The organism is Aquitalea sp. LB_tupeE, from assembly GCF_013391415.1.
Taxonomy (GTDB): domain Bacteria; phylum Pseudomonadota; class Gammaproteobacteria; order Burkholderiales; family Chromobacteriaceae; genus Aquitalea.
The window spans coordinates 60,535-78,399 of sequence record NZ_JACAXB010000008.1 but is presented as its reverse complement, the minus strand read 5'-3'; the positions used below and the strand labels follow the sequence as shown (position 1 = coordinate 78,399).

Annotated in this window: 18 protein-coding genes and 1 tRNA gene; 11 read left to right on the top strand and 8 right to left on the bottom strand. The window is 54.3% G+C overall.

Annotation, left to right across the window (positions count from 1 at the left end):
• Positions 1-5 precede the first annotated feature (5 nt).
• Positions 6-752 carry a molecular chaperone gene (locus HWX34_RS02470; RefSeq protein WP_178970832.1) on the bottom strand — a complete coding sequence of 249 codons (747 nt, stop codon included), beginning with the start codon at positions 750-752 and terminating at the stop codon, positions 6-8.
• Positions 753-827: 75 nt separating this feature from the next.
• A complete protein-coding gene (locus HWX34_RS02465) occupies positions 828-1,364 on the bottom strand; it encodes a fimbrial protein (RefSeq protein ID WP_178970831.1) in 537 nt (178 codons plus the stop codon).
• A 239-nt stretch (positions 1,365-1,603) separates the two neighbouring features.
• Between HWX34_RS02465 and HWX34_RS02460 the strand changes: the two genes are divergently transcribed.
• A complete protein-coding gene (locus tag HWX34_RS02460; protein ID WP_255496551.1) occupies positions 1,604-2,713 on the top strand; it encodes a nucleoid-associated protein in 1,110 nt (369 codons plus the stop codon).
• A 90-nt stretch (positions 2,714-2,803) separates the two neighbouring features.
• Here HWX34_RS02460 and HWX34_RS02455 read toward each other — a convergent pair whose 3' ends face one another.
• On the bottom strand, positions 2,804-4,000 hold the full coding sequence (locus tag HWX34_RS02455) for an amino acid aminotransferase (RefSeq protein ID WP_178970830.1): 1,197 nt from the start codon (positions 3,998-4,000) through the stop codon (positions 2,804-2,806).
• Positions 4,001-4,217: 217 nt separating this feature from the next.
• On the opposite strand from HWX34_RS02455, the gene HWX34_RS02450 reads away from it, so the two are divergent.
• The 3 genes from HWX34_RS02450 to HWX34_RS02440 all read left to right on the top strand — a co-directional run bounded on the left by HWX34_RS02450 (position 4,218) and on the right by HWX34_RS02440 (position 6,131).
• A tRNA-Leu gene (locus HWX34_RS02450) sits at positions 4,218-4,302 on the top strand.
• Between the two features lie 211 nt (positions 4,303-4,513).
• Positions 4,514-4,918, top strand: a complete 405-nt coding sequence (locus tag HWX34_RS02445; protein ID WP_178970829.1) for a ProQ/FINO family protein — start codon at positions 4,514-4,516, stop codon at positions 4,916-4,918.
• 88 nt (positions 4,919-5,006) lie between these two features.
• On the top strand, positions 5,007-6,131 hold the full coding sequence (locus tag HWX34_RS02440; protein WP_178970828.1) for a glycerate kinase: 1,125 nt from the start codon (positions 5,007-5,009) through the stop codon (positions 6,129-6,131).
• An 18-nt stretch (positions 6,132-6,149) separates the two neighbouring features.
• On the opposite strand, the gene HWX34_RS02435 is transcribed toward HWX34_RS02440, so the two are convergent.
• Complete coding sequence (locus tag HWX34_RS02435; protein ID WP_178970827.1) at positions 6,150-7,019, bottom strand: ion transporter; 870 nt, start codon at positions 7,017-7,019, stop codon at positions 6,150-6,152.
• 120 nt (positions 7,020-7,139) lie between these two features.
• On the opposite strand from HWX34_RS02435, the gene cysK reads away from it, so the two are divergent.
• From cysK to HWX34_RS02415, 4 genes are all read left to right on the top strand, one after another.
• On the top strand, positions 7,140-8,072 hold the full coding sequence (gene cysK / locus HWX34_RS02430) for a cysteine synthase A (protein ID WP_178970826.1): 933 nt from the start codon (positions 7,140-7,142) through the stop codon (positions 8,070-8,072).
• A gap of 287 nt (positions 8,073-8,359) precedes the next feature.
• Positions 8,360-8,686 (top strand): hypothetical protein, encoded by a 327-nt coding sequence (locus HWX34_RS02425; RefSeq protein ID WP_255496550.1) that lies wholly within the window; start codon positions 8,360-8,362, stop codon positions 8,684-8,686.
• An 8-nt stretch (positions 8,687-8,694) separates the two neighbouring features.
• Complete coding sequence (locus tag HWX34_RS02420; protein ID WP_178970825.1) at positions 8,695-9,105, top strand: YchJ family protein; 411 nt, start codon at positions 8,695-8,697, stop codon at positions 9,103-9,105.
• 276 nt (positions 9,106-9,381) lie between these two features.
• On the top strand, positions 9,382-9,696 hold the full coding sequence (locus HWX34_RS02415) for a hypothetical protein (protein WP_178970824.1): 315 nt from the start codon (positions 9,382-9,384) through the stop codon (positions 9,694-9,696).
• Between the two features lie 371 nt (positions 9,697-10,067).
• Here the strand turns inward: HWX34_RS02415 and dcd are convergent, their stop codons facing one another.
• Complete coding sequence (gene dcd / locus HWX34_RS02410; protein WP_059286513.1) at positions 10,068-10,637, bottom strand: dCTP deaminase; 570 nt, start codon at positions 10,635-10,637, stop codon at positions 10,068-10,070.
• A 189-nt stretch (positions 10,638-10,826) separates the two neighbouring features.
• Here dcd and HWX34_RS02405 point away from each other — a divergent pair, with 189 nt between their 5' ends.
• From HWX34_RS02405 to HWX34_RS02395, 3 genes are all read left to right on the top strand, one after another.
• Positions 10,827-11,087, top strand: coding sequence for a FeoA family protein (locus HWX34_RS02405; protein WP_178970823.1), 261 nt, complete (start codon positions 10,827-10,829; stop codon positions 11,085-11,087).
• Positions 11,084-12,853: a ferrous iron transport protein B gene (gene feoB / locus HWX34_RS02400; RefSeq protein ID WP_178970822.1), complete on the top strand. Its 1,770-nt coding sequence runs from the start codon at positions 11,084-11,086 to the stop codon at positions 12,851-12,853. Before HWX34_RS02405 ends, feoB begins: the two co-directional genes overlap by 4 nt.
• A 122-nt stretch (positions 12,854-12,975) precedes the next feature.
• Entirely contained in the window at positions 12,976-13,914 is a 939-nt protein-coding gene (locus tag HWX34_RS02395) for a dihydroorotate oxidase (protein WP_178970821.1), read from the top strand.
• A gap of 47 nt (positions 13,915-13,961) precedes the next feature.
• Here the strand turns inward: HWX34_RS02395 and HWX34_RS02390 are convergent, their stop codons facing one another.
• The 3 genes from HWX34_RS02390 to katG form a co-directional block, all read right to left on the bottom strand.
• Positions 13,962-14,741, bottom strand: coding sequence for a class III extradiol ring-cleavage dioxygenase (locus tag HWX34_RS02390; RefSeq protein WP_178970820.1), 780 nt, complete (start codon positions 14,739-14,741; stop codon positions 13,962-13,964).
• Positions 14,742-14,918: 177 nt separating this feature from the next.
• Positions 14,919-15,041, bottom strand: a complete 123-nt coding sequence (locus HWX34_RS21200; RefSeq protein ID WP_255496548.1) for a hypothetical protein — start codon at positions 15,039-15,041, stop codon at positions 14,919-14,921.
• 253 nt (positions 15,042-15,294) lie between these two features.
• A complete protein-coding gene (gene katG / locus HWX34_RS02385) occupies positions 15,295-17,466 on the bottom strand; it encodes a catalase/peroxidase HPI (RefSeq protein ID WP_178970819.1) in 2,172 nt (723 codons plus the stop codon).
• Between the last annotated feature and the right edge of the window lie 399 nt (positions 17,467-17,865).

The following is a 17,865-nucleotide window of genomic DNA, read 5'->3' as shown; positions in this document are numbered from 1 at the left end:
TTACATTAATGGGTTGATATGGTTATGGCATCCGAAGTGTAGGTGCTTGTCCCGCCATAGTCATTGATGGTGCTGAAACTGATTCCGCTGTCTTTAATTGTTTTTTCCGGGTTGAGTGAAAATATTAAAGTACCTTGGGGAGGAAACATCGAGTTTTGTGCAGATATTTTTGCCATCCCGCTGAAAGAATCTGTTTTTACTTTTATCTCACTCAGGGTGATGAAGTACGGGCTCTTGTTGTTGGCGGTTAACATCCATTTGTTTTCTTTTTTTTCTAGTTTCCATTCTATTTTCTCTGGCGCATGCTCCGGTTTTATTTCCATATTTTGTGGTCGGTAAAAAAGCTTGATTCTGGTTCTAAGTGAAATTCGCAGTTCATTTGGGTCTTGAGTATTTTTGGGTGCTTCAAGTACATTGACCCAAAACAGACTCTCCTTGTCATTGGGTAGCTCCTTCTCTCCGGTATAATTTACGCGTATATTTTGCGATTTCAGTGCACCAATTGCGGCAAGTGGTGGGGAAAGAAGAAAAGGCGCTTTGCTATTGTCTGGTGTGTCGCCAGGGTTACCTTCGTCTATCCAGGTTTGTATTAATGTTTTCTGTGCTGCTGAATTGCCAACGGTGAATGTTATTTCCCGTTTTTCGGCTGGATAGATAATTCTGGTGCCGTTGATATATACATCTGCCATTGCCGGTGTGTTTGCCAGCAGCGTGGCCACAATCATTACCAATGTGCTCTTTGACTTATCCATGATTTAATCCATTATTAAAAAAGGAGATAGCAGGTGTATCTCCTTTTTAGATCATTTTTTGGTTTTATATGGTTTTTATTGGTATTGAATGGTGTAGTTAACCTTGCCTACTACAGCACCAGCGGCACTTACTGCTTTTTCCGCGTAGTACTTGGCTTGGTAGTTCAGCGTTGCGCTACCACTAGTGATGGTGAAGGGGGCACTAGCCACAGTGCTTTGCCCAATGGAGATCGGGGTGGCACTTCCCATGTTGTAGAGTGCGATACTGAGGGTGTCGGTATTCGCGCCGGCGATCGTGGTGAGGATACGCCCCGAGGCGTTGATTTCAGGGCCAGACTCAAACCATGCGCTAGCCTGTGTGGCTGTGCCTGTGCACCCAGACAGCTTGATGCTGAACTGGGTGGTACCTGCAGTATCACCGGGGTTTTTGAGAGAAGATTGCGTGACGGTTGGTAGGGTCACACTACCCACGTTGGTACCACCTGCCGCTGCGAGGCTACATGTAACAGAAGAGATGGTGCCGGTGAAATTGATGGTACCGTCGAAGGCAAAGGCTGGTGTGGCAAGGCTGGCAAAGGCGGCTGCGCTGGCGATGGTCAAGAGTTTCTTCATGGCGGGTGTTCCTTGGTTAAGTAGTTGTCGTCAACAAGAAGGCCTTGTCTGACGTAACTATCGCCATTTTGCGAAGCCTTGTAATTAAGACCAGTCCTACTTTTGGCTAGGAAATTTCATTACCTTCTCGGATTGATAATTACTGTTCAATCTGTTTTTAGAACGTTCATTTCCTTGCAATGAAGACTTCATTAAACAGTGGTGCACCGCCCGCGCTGCCTGTTTGCGGGCTGATTCTGATGTTCGCCATGTCGTGGCGGCTGCCCTTGTTTCTGTGTGGTTCGGTTGTTTTGGCCCCTGCAAACGGCAATAATCAACGCTTTATCAAGGTGGAATGGTCGATGTTGATTGATGAGTCGCGTGTTGAGCGTTTGGTGGTGCACCGGGTAGGCAATCAAGCCCGTGGTGAACCGTTACAGTTGTCTGAGCGTGCCAGTGATGTTGATGATGATGTCTCGTCGCTGATCCTCAGCGGCTATCTGCGTGGGGTAGTGTCAGACAAGAAGAAGCATCAGTTCTTTCATGAGTCCGATCTCAATCTGAATGAGATTTATCATTACACCCGGCAGTTTTTCCGTGGTGAACTCGACTTCCTGGCGCTGTCACAGCGCATTGCCAAGCACCTTTATGCCCGTTCACAGCACCCCAACATCAGTGCGGGTGATCTTTTCATCATCCTTTTCTCTGGCTTGTCGGATGGTGAGCGTGAGCTGCGTGCATTAGGTGTGTTCAAATCGGAAGTTCGCGATGACTTTCTGTCTGTTGTGGAGTCCGGGGAGGTGTTTGATATTCGCCATGCCTCAGGGATCAATCCCAAGCTGATCGATAAAGGTGCACTGATTCTGGAGAGTGGTCCGATGGTGTATGCGGTGGATCGCGGTGGTCAGCAGGCCAAGTTCTGGCTGGAAGATTTTCTCAAGGCCATGCGGGTTCCGGATGCCAACAGCAGTAGCCGCATGGTTGCCAGTGTGGTGGAGCAATTGTCGGAAGAGATTGCCGATCCCTTGGAGCAGGCTCGCTTCAAGGATGAGTTTCTGGCGGTATGCGAGACTGAGGAGGAGATGTCCGCCGGTCAGGTCAGCTCGATTGCTGAAAAGTTCGTGGGCAAGGAGCAGGTAAGCCAGGCTTTTGACAATGCGGCTGAAACTTATGGCTTTGCACTGGATGATGAGGCGCGTCTACCCGCGCAAAGCATGGCCAAGCGGCTGGAAAAGACGCTTTCCAAGTATGGTATAGGCCACGGTATCAGCGTGTTGTTGCCTAGCGGCATTACCTTGAAGAATATCCAGTCGCAGGATGATGGTGAAGGTGAGCTGACGTTGGTGTTGAAGTTGCATAAACGGGATTAAGGCTTCTTACCAAGTCCGGCTTGCCTGTGGCAAGTTTCTGCATGCAAAAAAGCCCGGCACTTGACCGGGCTTTTTGCTTTGTAATGCCTATCAGCCTTTCAGTACTGCCGCCATGGCTTCGGCAACATCATTCACATTACGGCTGTTCAGGCCCGCTACGCACATCCGGCCGGAACGCACCAGATAGACTGCAAATTCTTCACGCAGGCGGTCAACCTGTTCAGGTGTAAGGCCGGTGTAGCTGAACATGCCTTGCTGGGTGATGAAGTAGCTGAAGTCACGACCGGGCACGCGCTCGCTCAGGACTTGATACAGGCTTTGGCGCATGGCCTTGATGCGGCTGCGCATCTGGGCAACTTCACCTTGCCATTCTGCAAACAGGGAAGGGTCATTCATGACGGCGGCGGTGATCTGACCGCCATGCGTCGGAGGGCTGGAGTAGTTACGACGCACAGTGGCCTTCATTTGGCCCAGTACGCGTGTGGCTTCTTCCGCATCCTGACAGACGATGGAGAGCCCACCGCAACGTTCGCCATAAAAGGACAGGTTCTTGGAGAAGGAGTTGCTGACAAAGAAGCTGATGCCGGCATCAGCCATGCTGCGAATGGCATAGGCATCTTCATCCAGGCCCTGGCCAAAGCCCTGGTAGGCAATGTCCAGGAATGGAAGCAACTGGCCAGCCTTGAGCAGTGGAATCAGGATGTCCCATTGTGCAGGGCTCAAATCAACGCCGGTCGGGTTGTGGCAACACGGGTGGAGCAGTACTACGCTTTGGGCTGGCAATTGCTTGATGGTGGCAAGCATTTCTTCAAACAGCAGTCCACCGCTGACTGCATCGTAGTAGGGATAATCGTGCACTTTGATGCCGGCACCTTCAAAAATGGCACGATGGTTATCCCAGCTGGGGGTGCTGATCCAGGCTTCACTTTGTGGGAAATAACGTTTGATGAAGTCAGCACCTACCTTAAGTGCACCGGAACCACCAATGGTTTGAATCGTGGAGATGCGCTGTTCGGTGACTGCCTGGTGTTTTGCACCAAACAATAATTGCTGGACAGCTGCACGGTAGTTGGCAGCTCCCTCCATGGGCAGGTAGGGGCGTGGAGAAGGGGTGGCAGCACGTGCTGCTTCGGCTTTTTGCACGGAAGACAACAGCGGGATGCGTCCTTCTTCATCATAATAAAGCCCGATGCCGAGATTCACTTTCTGCGGACGTTGATCTGCATGAAATGTTTCTACCAGGGTCAGAATGGGGTCGCCAGGGTAGGCTTCGACATGTTCGAACATGAGACGGCACTTCCTTTGTCGCAGATTGTTATTGAATGCAGGGGATGCTGTTCCACCCGGTCTTGATGACAGGATAGAACCGGCATGCTGATCGTGCATCTTCGCGCAAAGCACACACGGGCAGCAAGCTGTGCGCATGTTCTTGCCTGGCGCGCGGTAAAATGCACGTCAGAAGGATGACGCAGTGCTCAAGTACTGGCATAATCCGCGTCTCGGTGCGCCCATGGCGAAATTGGTAGACGCAAGGGACTTAAAATCCCTCGACTTCGGTTGTGCCGGTTCGACCCCGGCTGGGCGCACCATTATCGTTGCCAGCCTGACACGCAAATCTGTCCTGCTGCTATTCGTTCCCGCCTTTTGCTGGCACGGCTTGGCAAGCTGCATTACCATACAGATCACTGCGGTGTCGTGGATAAAACGGCAAGTTGGTATTGTGACGGTGTGTGGCCGTCCCCCATGTCTGGCAGGCTTGCCTGTCATTACAAAAGCATCACTGGATCTAGATAGAAGTTCATGAAGCCAAATACCGAAACGGCACTGGGTGCTGCTCTCAAGTCCGCAGTTCAGAGTCTGTCCAAGAAAAAACAGACTGAAATGATTGCGGAACATGTTTACAGCAAGTTCGAAGTGTTCCGTCAATTCCGTCCGCTGGCTCTGGGCATCCATGAGAGCCTGATTGCCGCCTTGCCGCAATTTGATGCAACCCTGATTTCGCGCGTTGTCGCCAATCATTGCAGAAAGCCGCGCTATGTAAAGTCGCTGGCACGTGGTGGCAAGCGTTTTGACCTCGCAGGCAAGCCTACTGGTGAAGTGAGCGCTGAAGAGAAAAAGGCAGCCCAGTTGATGTCGGCTCCCAAGCCCGCAGCGGAGACTCCGGCTGCTGAAACCATACAGAACGATCAGGCTGCCGCTGAATAAGCTGCACAGCCCGTTTTCAGACCCCTCCTTGCCTTGGCAACGAGGGGTTTTGCATTTATGTTGGCTGTTTTTGTCATGGGGACGTGCTATGCGCTGGGTACTTGCACCAGACTCCTTCAAGGGGTCGCTGGAAGCGGCTGAGGTGGCGAAGGCCATGCAACAGGGGATTGCACGCGCCGATCCTCATGCTGAGTGTGTTTTGCGTCCGATGGCAGATGGCGGTGAAGGCACTCTGGATGCCTTGCACGCTGCGGTGGGGGGGCAGTGGCTGCATTATTCTGTTTGTGATGCAAATGGGCTGGAGCAGTCCGTAGCCTGCCTGTTGCTGCCAGATGGAACTGCGGTGATGGAAGTGGCACGCATCATTGGTTTGCCAAACGCAGGGAGTACCCCTGTAACGCAGCGCAGTAGTCGCGGGGTTGGTCAGTTGCTGCAGGCATTGCTTGCGGATGGCTATCGTCAGATTGCGGTCGCCCTGGGTGGCTCCAGTACCAATGATGCTGGGGCTGGCTGTCTGGTTGCATTGGGCTTGCAGCTGCTCGGTGTGCAGGGTGAAAGACTGCAAGGAAGTCTGCAGGATGTACTTGATTTCGAAACGCTGTCTTGTGATGCGCTACCTGGAAGATTGGCGCAAGTGAAGCTGGAAGTCTGGTCTGATGTGGAAAATCCTTTGGCGGGGGAGCAGGGGGCAACTGCGGTATTCGGCCCGCAAAAGGGTGTTGCAGCGACGGATATTGCTCGGTTTGATGCCCGTATTGCCTATTTTTCTAAGCTGCTGGATGCAGGCATGGAAACGTCGGTATGTGATTTACCCGGGAGTGGCGCTGCTGGTGGTCTGGGCTATGCATTACAGCTATTGGGTGGGCAGATGGTCTCAGGTGCCAAGGCCGTGGCCAGCCATATTGGTTTGGCGACGGCTGTTGCCGAGGCTGACTGGGTGCTGACCGGTGAAGGGCGCAGCGACAGCCAGACGCTGTCCGGCAAAGCGCCAGCTTGTGTGGCGACCCTGGCCAAGTCTGCAGGAGTGCCTGTCAGTTTGTTGTCCGGTGCCGTGATTGCGGACGATGCGGGCAGGCTGGCAGCCACATTTAATGGCTGCTATTCATTGTGCAACCGCCCCATGACTCTGGATGTGGCGATGCAGGAGGCTGCACATTTGATTGCCAGCCAGGCCGAACAGCTGGCTCGTACCATTCTGGCGGCGCACGCCTAGCAAAAGGCGTAGCGCTGTCTAACTGACCGTATGATTGGCCGGACGTGGCAACTTGCCGCCACAGTGCTTGCAAAAGTGGGCATCCCAGTCATGGCCTTCGGTAAAACAATGCGGGCAAAGCCTGGTGGCTGATTGCTTGTCTGCCGGAGTAGCTGTGCTGCCACGGGCAATTTCTGCCGTCACAATGCCGGTAGGCACGGCAATGATGCCATAGCCGGTAATCATGACGATGCTGGCCAAGGCCTGGCCCAGCGGGGTTTTGGGTGTGATGTCGCCAAAACCCACGGTGGTGAGGGTGACAATTGCCCAGTAGATACCGATGGGGATGCTGGTAAAGCCGTTGGCTTCTCCTTCAATCACATACATCAGGGTGCCCAGGATGATGACCAGGGCAATGACACTCATCAGGAAGACCAGAATCTTGCGACGACTGGCCAGCATGGCGCGTTTGAGTTCACGTGCTTCACCCATGTAGCGCGTGAGTTTGAGGATGCGAAACATGCGCAGCAAGCGCAAAACCCGGACATCGGCCAGAAAGCGGCTTTCAGGGATGAGCAGGCCGAGGTAGAGCGGCAGGATGGAGAGCAGGTCAACCACCCCGAAAAAGCTGCGCGCATAGCGTAGCGGCTTGTGTACGCAGATCAGTCTGAGCAGGTACTCGGTGGTGAAGACGATGGTGAACAGCCAATCCAGCCACTTCAGTTGCGGCCCCCAGTTTTGCCGAATACCGGCCACGCTTTCCAGTATGACCGTCAGCAAGGACAATAAAATGAGCAGGATCAGGCCTAGGTCAAACATCCGGCCTGCCCGGGTATCTGCCTCGAAAATGATGATGTAGAGCTTGCGGCGCCAGCCGTGCAGGGGTATCAGGTTTTCCTGGATAGGCATGGTAAGACCCGGATTTGTTGGTTCATTCAATAGAAGCAAACACTATTAGGTTTTCCGACACGCTCATATATTATATGGGATATTAAATTCCGCATTATTGTTGCCCGGGAGAATAAGACAATGCGTATCGCCAATACCGTAACCGATCTGATCGGTAATACACCGCTGGTCAAGCTGAACCGCGTGACCGAGGGCTGCGTTGCCACCGTAGTGGCCAAGCTGGAGTTTTTCAACCCGGCGCACAGTGTAAAAGACCGTATTGCCGTTGCCATGATCGATGCTGCCGAAAAAGAAGGCAAGATCGGGCCGCATACCACCATCGTGGAGCCGACGTCAGGTAATACCGGTATCGGCCTGGCGATGGTATGCGCGGCACGTGGCTACAAGCTGGTGATTACCATGCCCGAGACCATGAGCCGTGAACGCCGGCAATTGCTGAAGGCTTATGGTGCAGAACTGATTCTGACCCCGGGGCCGGACGGCATGGGCGGTGCGATTGCCAAGGCGCGCCAGTTGGTGGAAGAAAACCCGGACAGCTGGTTCATGCCGCAGCAGTTTGAAAATGCCGCCAACCCTGAGGTGCATCGCAACACCACGGCTGAGGAAATCTGGCGCGATACCGATGGTCAGGTGGATATTTTTGTTGCTGGTGTGGGTACCGGCGGCACCATCACCGGGGTTGGTGAGGTGCTGAAATCCCATAAGCCTGGTGTGCGTGTCGTGGCGGTAGAACCGGATGCTTCTCCCGTGTTGTCGGGTGGACCGAAAGGCCCCCATCCCATCCAGGGCATTGGCGCTGGCTTTGTTCCGCCTATCCTGAATACCGATGTGTATGATGAAATCATTCGCGTTAAAAACGAAGATGCATTTACGACGGCACGTGCAGTAGCCACGCAAGAAGGGGTGCTGGTGGGGATTTCGTCTGGTGCGGCGGTATGGTCTGCTATTGAGCTGGCCAAGCGACCGGAAAATGCAGGCAAACTGATTGTGGTGGTGATTCCTTCCTTTGGGGAGCGCTATCTGTCTACCCCGCTGTTTGAACATCTGGCCTGATACTGACTGTTTACAGGCTTGCCGGGTAAAACCGACTGCGCATTCTCCGCCGGTCGGTTTTGTCATTTTTGCTGCTTCTCGAACTGAATGATGGTGGATTTTGTCCAAGATTGCCTGACATCCGCTACACTACCGCCATGCTTTCCATCCTGAAGACCTTGCTGCAACTAGCGGTGCTGTCCTTTTTGCTCAGTGCATGCAGTTTATTGCAACAGCCTGCGGCACCACAAAACGCTGGCAGCCATTCCCCACGCCCTGCTGTGACCGCTAGTCCTGCTGACAGCAAGGTGGATTTGCTGTTGAAAGAAGCAAATCGTTTGGCGGACAAGGTCAAAACCGGCAGCATGAGCCGTGTTGCCGCGGCCGACCAGCTCAATGTCTATCGTTTGCGTCTGGTCGGTGCCAATCAGGTTGATGACAACTGCTTTGCCATGTACCGCTACCTGGCCGTGCAACGTGATGCCGGCCAGATGACTCAGGAAGAATCGCAGTCCCGGATGGAAATGCGTCTGCGGGAGTGGCTCCGACGTTGGCCCAAAATGCAGCCTAAGCCGCCACAACCTGTTTTTACCAATTTTCTGTTGAAACTCTACGGATTGCCCGCGCTGGGCTAATAGAAACAATGAGCAAGAAAAAACAATCCACGGGCTGTCCTTGCGGGCTGCCTGCATCTTTTCAGGACTGCTGTGGTCGTTATATCAATGGCCAGGAGGCTGCTCCCAATGCCGAAAGCCTGATGCGTTCTCGTTATGCCGCTTACACCATGAACAATGCAGACTACCTGCTGGCCAGTTGGCATGCTTCCACCCGCCCGGCTGAACTGGATTTGTCGCGTGAAGAGCGCTTTGTCAAATGGATGGCACTGGATATTCTCAGTACTCAAGCCGGTGGCAAGGATGATGAGGCCGGGGTGGTTGAGTTTGTTGCGCGCTACAAGGTGAATGGCCGGGCACAACGGCTGCACGAAATCAGTCGCTTCCGTAAAGAAGATGGCCGCTGGTTCTATGTCGACGGAGATGCCGAAGAAGGCTGATTGCCTGTATGTTGCTTGGGCCGCAAGCTTGCGGTGCAGCGGCCAACGTTGCCAGCTGTGGTTTTTCCCTTGGCGTGATGGTTGTCGCTGGTATTTGAGAATGGCTGTCCTATGGTGATAGGGCAGCCATTTTTGCATTGTACATGATGATTTTTATCGCTATCCGCCGGGGCCGGAATCGTGAAGATCTTGTTTCAAGTCAACATCTTGGCTGCCTGTTCTTGGTCGGGGCTCTGTCCGGAGCTAAGGTTAAATGGAAGCTAAAAGGAGAGTGTGATGGGACTGGCTCTGAAGGGCTTGCTGGGCGAGCTGGAAAGTTGTCGCAGCAAGGGAATGGTGGCTGATGAAGTCATTCATGTCGATGCAGTGCGCATGCTGGAAATTCCACTGGATCTGAACAGCTGTCGTGAATTGCGGGTGCTGTCGCATGTGTTTGGTGTCAGTGACAAGCAGTCAGCGTTGGCTGCGGTGGTATTGCGGGCCGCCTTGATGGATTTGCAGGAACATCTGGATGAGGATCTGGACGCCTTGGCCGAAGCCGCCAGGGTGTTGATGGCGGACCCCTGCCAGAAGGCAAGTGAAGTGATTTAGTCTGCGTCGGGTTTGTGGGGAGTGGGTACGGGCCAGGGTCAGCTTTTGCTGGCCCTGTTCTGTTTGGGGCCATGCCATGCGGTGGTGTTCGGTGCAATGGATTTTATCTTTATGGAATTTTAATAATTTTAATATATTCATTTGTATTTATTTGAGCGCAAAAAAAGGGGCGTTACGGCAAGGGGGAACCGCGACGCCCCAAGAAGAAACTGTAATAAAGGCTGATTGACTTGCGAGGAAAACTGTTTCGTACAGTTCATCCTAGAACAAGGCAGCAATAATGCGAGCTGCTTTTAATTGCATACCAAACAAAAAAGGACAGCCATAAGCTGTCCTTGTCTTTACTGCCGGCCAGGTTGGCCATGCGGTATTCAGGGGCGTGGCAGGGTAACGCCAACTTGGCCCATGTATTTGCCCGCGCGATCGGCATAGGACACATCACACACTTCGTCGGACTCAAAAAACAGCACTTGTGCCACGCCTTCATTGGCGTAGATTTTGGCCGGCAACGGGGTGGTATTGGAAAATTCCAGTGTGACATAGCCTTCCCATTCCGGTTCGAAAGGGGTCACGTTGACGATGATGCCACAGCGCGCATAAGTCGATTTACCCAGGCAAACGGTCAGCACCGAACGGGGAATGCGGAAGTACTCTACCGTGCGTGCCAAGGCAAAACTATTGGGAGGAATGATGCAATAGCCTTTGCCGGAGACTTCGACAAATGAGTCCGGGTCAAAATTTTTCGGATCGACAATGGTGCTGTTGATGTTGGTGAAAACCTTGAATTCGTCGGCACAGCGAATATCGTAGCCATAGCTAGAGGTGCCGAAGGAAATCACCTTCTCGCCATTGATGTTCTTGATCTGGTTGTATTCAAACGGCTCGATCATGTTGTGATCCTGCGCCATACGGCGGATCCACTTGTCGGATTTGATACTCATGGTCGGGGGTCCGTTACAGAAATTGGAGATGAGGCAGATTCTAAACGCTATGCAGCATCAGGGCCACATTTGCAAACGGATTACGCTGCGGTTCCTGCCGTCCGGCCGGAGCAGATTGATATGGCTCAAGGGTTGGCCTCATCCTGCCGTGCAAAGCCTTACAGAGCGAGGGGATTATTGCGTACAATAATGCAAATTATTCGCGTTATTGGGCAGCACATGGTGTCACTCGACAAGTTTCCGCTGGGGTGTAAAGGGGTGGTTGACAGTCTTGAACTGTCCGATGAGGCAGTTCGCCGCGTTGCCGCATTTGGCTTGATTCCCGGCAGTCAGTTTTGTTTGTCGCGCCGCGCACCTTTTGGTGGGCCTTTGGTGCTGGAGGTGGGGTGTACCCGGTTTTTGCTGCGCCGCAGCCTGGCGCGTTTCATTCGGGTAAAGGTGGCTGAATGAAGCGTTTTGCCTTGATTGGTTTGCCCAATACCGGCAAGTCGACCCTGTTCAATCGTCTCACCGGTATGTCGCAGCGTGTAGGCAACTGGCCAGGTCTGACGGTGGACCTGACCAGTGCGCGTGTGTTGCTGGGTGGCAGAATGGTGGAGCTGGTGGATTTGCCCGGCGTCAACGATCTGACCGGCTATACCGACGATGAAGCCGTGGTCCGTGATGTGCTGATGAGCACTGCATTTGATGCCGTGGTGCTGGTGTTGAATGCCGCGCAGCTGGACCGTCAACTGCCGCTGGCAATGCAGATACTGGCCAGTGGCCTGCCCGCTGTCGTGGTCTTGAATATGGCGGATGAAGCCAGGCTGATGGGTATCCAGCTGGATGTTGATGCCTTGCAGAAAAAGCTGGGCGTGTCGGTAGCGCTGGTGTCTGCCAAGCGCATGGAAGGCTGGCCGCGCCTGATGGACATGTTGAACAGGCAGGCTTCCGGCGCAGAGCCAGCCGTGCACGCCCAGTTGGATAAGGTGCCTGAAACCCAGCAGGCCATTGCACTGGCGCATGCTTGTTTGCAGGGGGTGTGGAGCTTGCCGCCGGTGCTGCCGGTGGGGCAGACCGAAAAGGTGGATGCCTGGTTGATGCATCCATGGCTGGGCTTGCCGTTGTTTTTCGGTTTCATGGCCCTGCTGTTCAACTTGACCTACCAGATTGGCACACCGCTGCAAGACCTGGTTGGCTCCGGGCTGGACTGGTTCAAGGAAGCTGCGCTTGGGCATTGGCTTGCTCCATTGCCGGCCATTGCGCAAAGCCTGCTGCTGGATGGTATCTGGCAGGGGGTATCCACCGTGCTGACCTTTGCGCCCATTCTGTTCGTGTTCTTCATCCTGATGGCCATGGTGGAGGATAGCGGCTATCTGGCACGGGCAGCTTATCTGACAGATGCCTTCATGGCCCGGCTGGGGCTGGATGGGCGTGGCTTCGTCATGCAGCTGATGGGTTTTGGTTGTAATGTCCCCGCCATACTTGGAACGCGGGTGATGCGCGAGCGCAAACAACGCTTGCTTACCATGTTGATCATTCCTTTTTCCCTGTGTTCGGCCCGCTTGCAGGTGGTAGTGTTTTTCTCCGGCATATTGTTCCGGCCACAGCAGGCGCCCTGGGTGTTGCTGCTACTGTATCTGCTCAGCTTTGCAGTAGCCATTTTCACTGCCTGGGTGTTCAAGCATCGTTATCGTGGTAACGAGGCATTTTTGCTGGAGCTGCCGCCTTACCGCCTGCCGGGCCTGCGTCATATGCTGATCCGGGCGGCTGGTGAAGTGCGTGCCTTTCTGGAACTGGCCTCCAGCTTCATCCTGATGGGCGTGGTATTGGTGTGGCTGGTGTCCCATATCCCGGCAGGCCAGGACAAGACGCTGGCAGATATCTTGGGCAGCGTGATGGCACCGGTACTCGACCCCATTGGCATCCGGCATGAACTGGCCGTTGCCCTGCTGGTGGGCTTTGTGGCCAAGGAAATTCTGCTCGGCGGCCTGGCTGTCATTTACGGTGTGCCGGAAGCAGGCCTTGGCGCGGCGTTGCTGCACCATCTGGACTGGTCTTCGGCCATGAGCTTTTTGATTTTCACCCTGATTTATGTGCCTTGTTTGTCCACGGTTGCTGCAATACGGCGTGAGTCAAAAAGCCGCGCCTTTACTGCGCTGTCAGTGGCATGGTCGGTATTGCTGGCCTGGGTCATCGCCTTTGTCTTCTATCAGGGGGTTCACTATTTGCGCTGATGCGTCCTGCCTTGTCTGAAAACGGCCGCCAAGCGGCCGTTTTTCATGGTGCTTGACGTGGCGCAGTACCGGGGCTGGCATGTCGGCTCACACTGCGCCTTTTGATGTTGAGGCAAGTGAACATGCGGCTAGACCTGTCTGTTTCCTGGCTTGGTCTGACCATGACCAATCCTTTGTACAATGCCTCCGGTGTGATGTGCCGCTCGGTGGAAGAGCTGGAGCAAGTCCGTCATTCTGCTGCCGGTGCTGTCATCAGCAAGAGCTGCACCTTGCAGCCAAGAGAAGGCAATCCGGAGCCGCGCTACTGTGCAACACTGCTGGGCAGCATCAATTCGATGGGCCTGCCCAATGCCGGGTTTGACTACTATCTGGACTATGCGCGTGGCTACCCGTATGAAGCTGGCAAACCGCTGTTCCTGTCGCTGTCTGGCATGAGTCTGCAAGACAATCTGCAGATGCTGGCCAGCCTGGCCGAGCAATACCTGCCCTGCATACCCGAAGTCAACCTGTCTTGTCCCAACCTGCCTGGCAAGCCTCAGCTGGGCTACGATCCTGCCGCTTGTCTGGCAAGCTTGCAGGCCATGAGTGATGTCTATCCCGGCGTGTTCGGCGTCAAGTTGCCGCCCTATTTCGACCCGGTACATTTTGATCAGATGGCTGGGGTGCTCAATGCTTTCCCGCGTTTGCGCTTTGTTACCTGCATCAATTCGATTGGTAATGGATTGGTGATCGACCCGGAGCGCGAGTGCGTGGTGATCAAGCCCAAGGACGGGCTGGGCGGGCTGGGCGGGGCTTATGTATTACCCACGGCACTGGCCAATGTGCGCGAGTTTGTCCGGCGCTTGCCGGACAAGCATGTGGTGGGCTGCGGTGGCATCAGCAGTGGCCGGGAGGCGTTCATGCATATCCTGGCTGGAGCCACTGCGGTACAGATTGGCACCTGCCTTTATGAGGAGGGTGAGGGGGCTTTTGCCCGCATCCTGCAGGAGCTGGCCATGCTGATGGAAGCAAAAGGCTATCAGTGCCTGGCTGACTTCCGTGGCAAGCTGAAAACCCTGTGACCGCCTGTTCAAGGTAGAGGCCCTCTGGCAAAGGGCCTGCTACCTGATTAGTCAAATTGCCAGCACGCCATGGAGAGTGAACCCATGCGCCAGTCGTCGTGCAGTTTTACCGGCGCGGTATTGTCCGTGGCTGCACCCATCATCACCAGCAGAGGATTGAAGTGTTCGTCGGTAGGGTGGTTTTCCCTGGCCAGCGGGGCATTCCGTTTCCAGTTGAGAATGTCCTGCTGACGGTTTTCCAGCAATGCCTGGTCCATCCATTGGGCAAAAGCTTCGGTCCAGGCTTGTGGCGCACTGCCATCGCGGCTCAGTTGCCACAGATTGTGGGTATAGCTGCCAGAACCGATGATAAGTACATTGTCATCGCGCAGATCCCGTAGCGCACGCCCCATCTGGAAATAGGTCTCCCCGCTTGCGTTATGCGGCAGGGACACCATCACCAGCGGGATATCTGCTGCCGGGTACATCAACATCAGCGGTGTCCACATGCCATGGTCCAGTGCGCGCTGGTCGGTGGTGCCCACCCGAAGCCCGGCATTGCGTAGCCGGTCTACCACATCTGCGGCCAGGCCAAGGTCGGTGCTGGCCGGATAGCGCAAGGTGTAGAGCGCTGCCGGAAAACCACCGAAGTCGTACATGGTTTCTGGCTTGGCAGCCAGGTTGACGGTGGGAATGCTGGTTTCCCAGTGCGCTGAAACCACCACAATGGCACGGGGACGCGGCAGCGTTTCACCCAGTCGGGTCAGAAAGTGGCGTGTCGGGCTGTCTTCCAGCGGCAGGGTAGGGGCGCCATGTGAAATGAACAGTGCTGCTTGTCGGGTGCTCATGATTGTCATGCCTGTGGTAATTGCCATGTGAACAGCTTAATGGGATTGCCATGTTAAAAAAATGGCTATTTTGTCATCATATTATTTACTATTAAGAAATAGTAATGCTGTCCGGCGCTGGCAAGACAATAAAGCATTGTGGCTAACCCGTCTGCTGTTGGCCAAATGTGACGGTTACTACATCGTGCCTTGTACCACCGACTCAATCATCCAGCCCCAGCCACTGCAAACAATCAGCAATCCGGTAATCACACGAATCTGCTGCCATTTGACGGCAGGCTTGTGTTTGTTTTGGGACATGAAACGCTCCTGTAGAGGTTGATATTTGTATTTTAATGATAATTATTCGCAAGTAAAATTTATAATATTTAAGCTTCAATTGCTAATTTAAATGAAGGTTTGCCATTGTACAGCTCGCCGCCGGGATATCAATGAGAGACGGTATTGCGCTGCTAGCAAGTCCGGATGCCAAGCTGGAAATGAAAAAGCGGTATCACCGGAGAAGGCGATACCGCTGTGGGCTAGCAGGCAAGGACTGCCTGTTGGGGGCTGATTAGCTCAGATCAAAGCGATCCGCGTTCATGACCTTGGTCCAGGCGGCAGCAAAGTCCTGGATGAACTTGGCCTGGTTGTCGTCCTGGGCATACACCTCGGCATAGGCACGCAGAATAGAATTGGAACCAAACACCAGATCAACCCGTGTTGCAGTCCATTTCAGCGTACCGCTGCGACGCTCGCGAATTTCGTACAGATTCTGCCCAGCCGGCTTCCAGGTGTAAGCCATGTCGGTCAGATTGACAAAGAAGTCATTGGTAAGCTGGCCAGGGCGATCGGTAAACACGCCATGCTTGCTACCTGCATGGTTGGTATCCAGAACACGCAGGCCGCCAATCAGTACGGTCATTTCATTGGCAGTCAGGCGCATCAGTTGGGAGCGATCCAGCAACAGTTCTTCTGCGCTGACGATGTAATCCTGTTTCTGCCAGTTACGGAAGCCATCTGCCAGCGGTTCCAGTACGGCAAACGATTCGGCATCGGTCTGCTCGGCAGTGGCATCGCCACGACCCGGCGCAAACGGCAGGGTCAGAGCATGGCCTGCCGCACGCGCAGCTTGTTCGATACCCACATTGCCACCCAGTACGATCACATCTGCAATACTGATAGAGAATTCGCTGGCAATGCCTTCCAATACCTTCAGTACCTTGGCCAACCGTTCCGGTTCGTTGCCCTCCCAGTCCTTCTGCGGGGCCAGACGAATGCGGGCACCATTGGCACCACCGCGCTTGTCCGAACCTCGGAAGGTACGGGCGCTATCCCACGCAGTGCTGACCAGTTCGGCCACGCTCAGGCCACTGGCGGCAATCCGGGCCTTGACGGCATCGACATCATAGTCGCGGCGGCCTGCCGGTACCGGGTCTTGCCAGATCAGCTCTTCCTGCGGCACGTCCGGGCCGATGTAGCGGGTTTTCGGGCCGATGTCGCGGTGGGTCAGCTTGAACCAGGCACGGGCGAACACCTCGGAGAAGTGCGCCGGATCTTTATGGAAACGTTCGAGTATTTCGCGATATACCGGGTCCACTTTCATGGCCATGTCGGCGTCGGTCATGATCGGCATACAACGGATGCTCGGGTCTTCCACGTCTACCGGTTTGTCTTCTTCCTTGATGTCGATCGGAATCCATTGCCAGGCACCGGCCGGGCTCTTGGTCAGGGTCCATTCATGGCCCATCAGCATGTCAAAGTAGCCGTTGTCCCATTGGGTGGGATGGGTGGTCCAGGCACCTTCGATGCCACTGGTGACGGTATTGCGGCCAATGCTGCGGCTGGTGTGATTCATCCAGCCCAGGCCTTGTTCTTCCAGTTCGGCACCTTCCGGGGCGGGGCCCAATTTGGCTGCGTCGCCATTGCCATGGGTTTTGCCCACGGTATGACCACCGGCAGTCAAGGCGACAGTTTCTTCATCGTTCATCGCCATGCGTGCAAAGGTTTCACGAATGTCGTGCGCGGTTTTTTGCGGATCAGGCTGCCCATCCACACCTTCCGGATTGACATAGATCAGGCCCATCATCACTGCAGCCAGCGGGTTTTCCAGCGTGCGTACACCAGAGTAGCGGCTGCCTTCGCTACCGCTCGGCGCCAGCCACTGCTTTTCCGAGCCCCAGTAGATGTCTTTTTCCGGATGCCAGATGTCTTCGCGGCCAAATGAAAAGCCGAAGGTTTTCAGACCCATCGATTCATAAGCCATGTTGCCGGCCAGAATCATCAGGTCTGCCCAGCTGATCTTGTTGCCGTATTTTTTCTTGATCGGCCACAGGAGGCGGCGTGCCTTGTCCAGGTTGCCATTGTCAGGCCAGGAGTTCAGCGGGGCAAAACGCTGGTTGCCGGTACCTGCGCCACCACGACCATCGGCAATGCGATAGCTGCCCGCTGCGTGCCAGGCCATGCGGATCATCAGGCCGCCGTAATGGCCCCAGTCAGCCGGCCACCATTCCTGGCTGTCTGTCATCAACGCTTTCAGGTCATTCTTCAACGCTTCGACATCCAGCTTTTTCACTTCTTCGCGATAGTTGAAATCCGCACCCAGCGGATTGGTCTTGCTGTCATGCTGGTGCAATATGTCCAGATTGAGCGACTTGGGCCACCAGTCGGTGTTGGACATGCTGGACTGTGTCATGCCACCGTGCATAACCGGACATTTACCTGCGGAACCTGTTGTATGTGCCATCACTTGCTCCTGTTCTTTAGTGCTGTGAGTGTGGCGAGCTTTGCGGACTCGCCTCCATTGATTTGCTGATATCCCGGTCAAGGCACGGATCTTTGTGATGCCTTACAAGGAAATGGACTGGTGGTTGTTTCCCAGTGTAGTTACTGCAAACCGGAAAATGCAGCCAATATGTCGAGCAATACTTCCTGCCACGTTTGTTGGTTTTGCATAAGGCACTCCCTGTGTACTGGATTGCTTGATGTATTTGTACTGCATCGCCTGTTCTTTATAACTGGGATGCTTCTTAAAAATTAATAGGAATAATCCTAGCTGACTGCATCCTCAAAATGTCTGGTACAAGTCTCAGTTTACAAATTTGCTGCTCTTGATATGCATGCAGTATCCGGTATGGCGATAGAT

Bases quoted from the DNA above. Each gene is read 5' to 3' on its own strand.
- HWX34_RS02470 (WP_178970832.1), bottom strand. From the start codon at position 752: ATGGATAAGTCAAAGAGCACATTGGTAATGATTGTGGCCACGCTGCTG.
- HWX34_RS02465 (WP_178970831.1), bottom strand. From the start codon at position 1,364: ATGAAGAAACTCTTGACCATCGCCAGCGCAGCCGCCTTTGCCAGCCTT.
- HWX34_RS02460 (WP_255496551.1), top strand. From the start codon at position 1,604: ATGTTCGCCATGTCGTGGCGGCTGCCCTTGTTTCTGTGTGGTTCGGTT.
- HWX34_RS02455 (WP_178970830.1), bottom strand. From the start codon at position 4,000: ATGTTCGAACATGTCGAAGCCTACCCTGGCGACCCCATTCTGACCCTG.
- HWX34_RS02445 (WP_178970829.1), top strand. From the start codon at position 4,514: ATGAAGCCAAATACCGAAACGGCACTGGGTGCTGCTCTCAAGTCCGCA.
- HWX34_RS02440 (WP_178970828.1), top strand. From the start codon at position 5,007: ATGCGCTGGGTACTTGCACCAGACTCCTTCAAGGGGTCGCTGGAAGCG.
- HWX34_RS02435 (WP_178970827.1), bottom strand. From the start codon at position 7,019: ATGCCTATCCAGGAAAACCTGATACCCCTGCACGGCTGGCGCCGCAAG.
- cysK (WP_178970826.1), top strand. From the start codon at position 7,140: ATGCGTATCGCCAATACCGTAACCGATCTGATCGGTAATACACCGCTG.
- HWX34_RS02420 (WP_178970825.1), top strand. From the start codon at position 8,695: ATGAGCAAGAAAAAACAATCCACGGGCTGTCCTTGCGGGCTGCCTGCA.
- HWX34_RS02415 (WP_178970824.1), top strand. From the start codon at position 9,382: ATGGGACTGGCTCTGAAGGGCTTGCTGGGCGAGCTGGAAAGTTGTCGC.
- dcd (WP_059286513.1), bottom strand. From the start codon at position 10,637: ATGAGTATCAAATCCGACAAGTGGATCCGCCGTATGGCGCAGGATCAC.
- HWX34_RS02405 (WP_178970823.1), top strand. From the start codon at position 10,827: ATGCAAATTATTCGCGTTATTGGGCAGCACATGGTGTCACTCGACAAG.
- feoB (WP_178970822.1), top strand. From the start codon at position 11,084: ATGAAGCGTTTTGCCTTGATTGGTTTGCCCAATACCGGCAAGTCGACC.
- HWX34_RS02395 (WP_178970821.1), top strand. From the start codon at position 12,976: ATGCGGCTAGACCTGTCTGTTTCCTGGCTTGGTCTGACCATGACCAAT.
- HWX34_RS02390 (WP_178970820.1), bottom strand. From the start codon at position 14,741: ATGAGCACCCGACAAGCAGCACTGTTCATTTCACATGGCGCCCCTACC.
- HWX34_RS21200 (WP_255496548.1), bottom strand. From the start codon at position 15,041: ATGTCCCAAAACAAACACAAGCCTGCCGTCAAATGGCAGCAGATTCGT.
- katG (WP_178970819.1), bottom strand. From the start codon at position 17,466: ATGGCACATACAACAGGTTCCGCAGGTAAATGTCCGGTTATGCACGGT.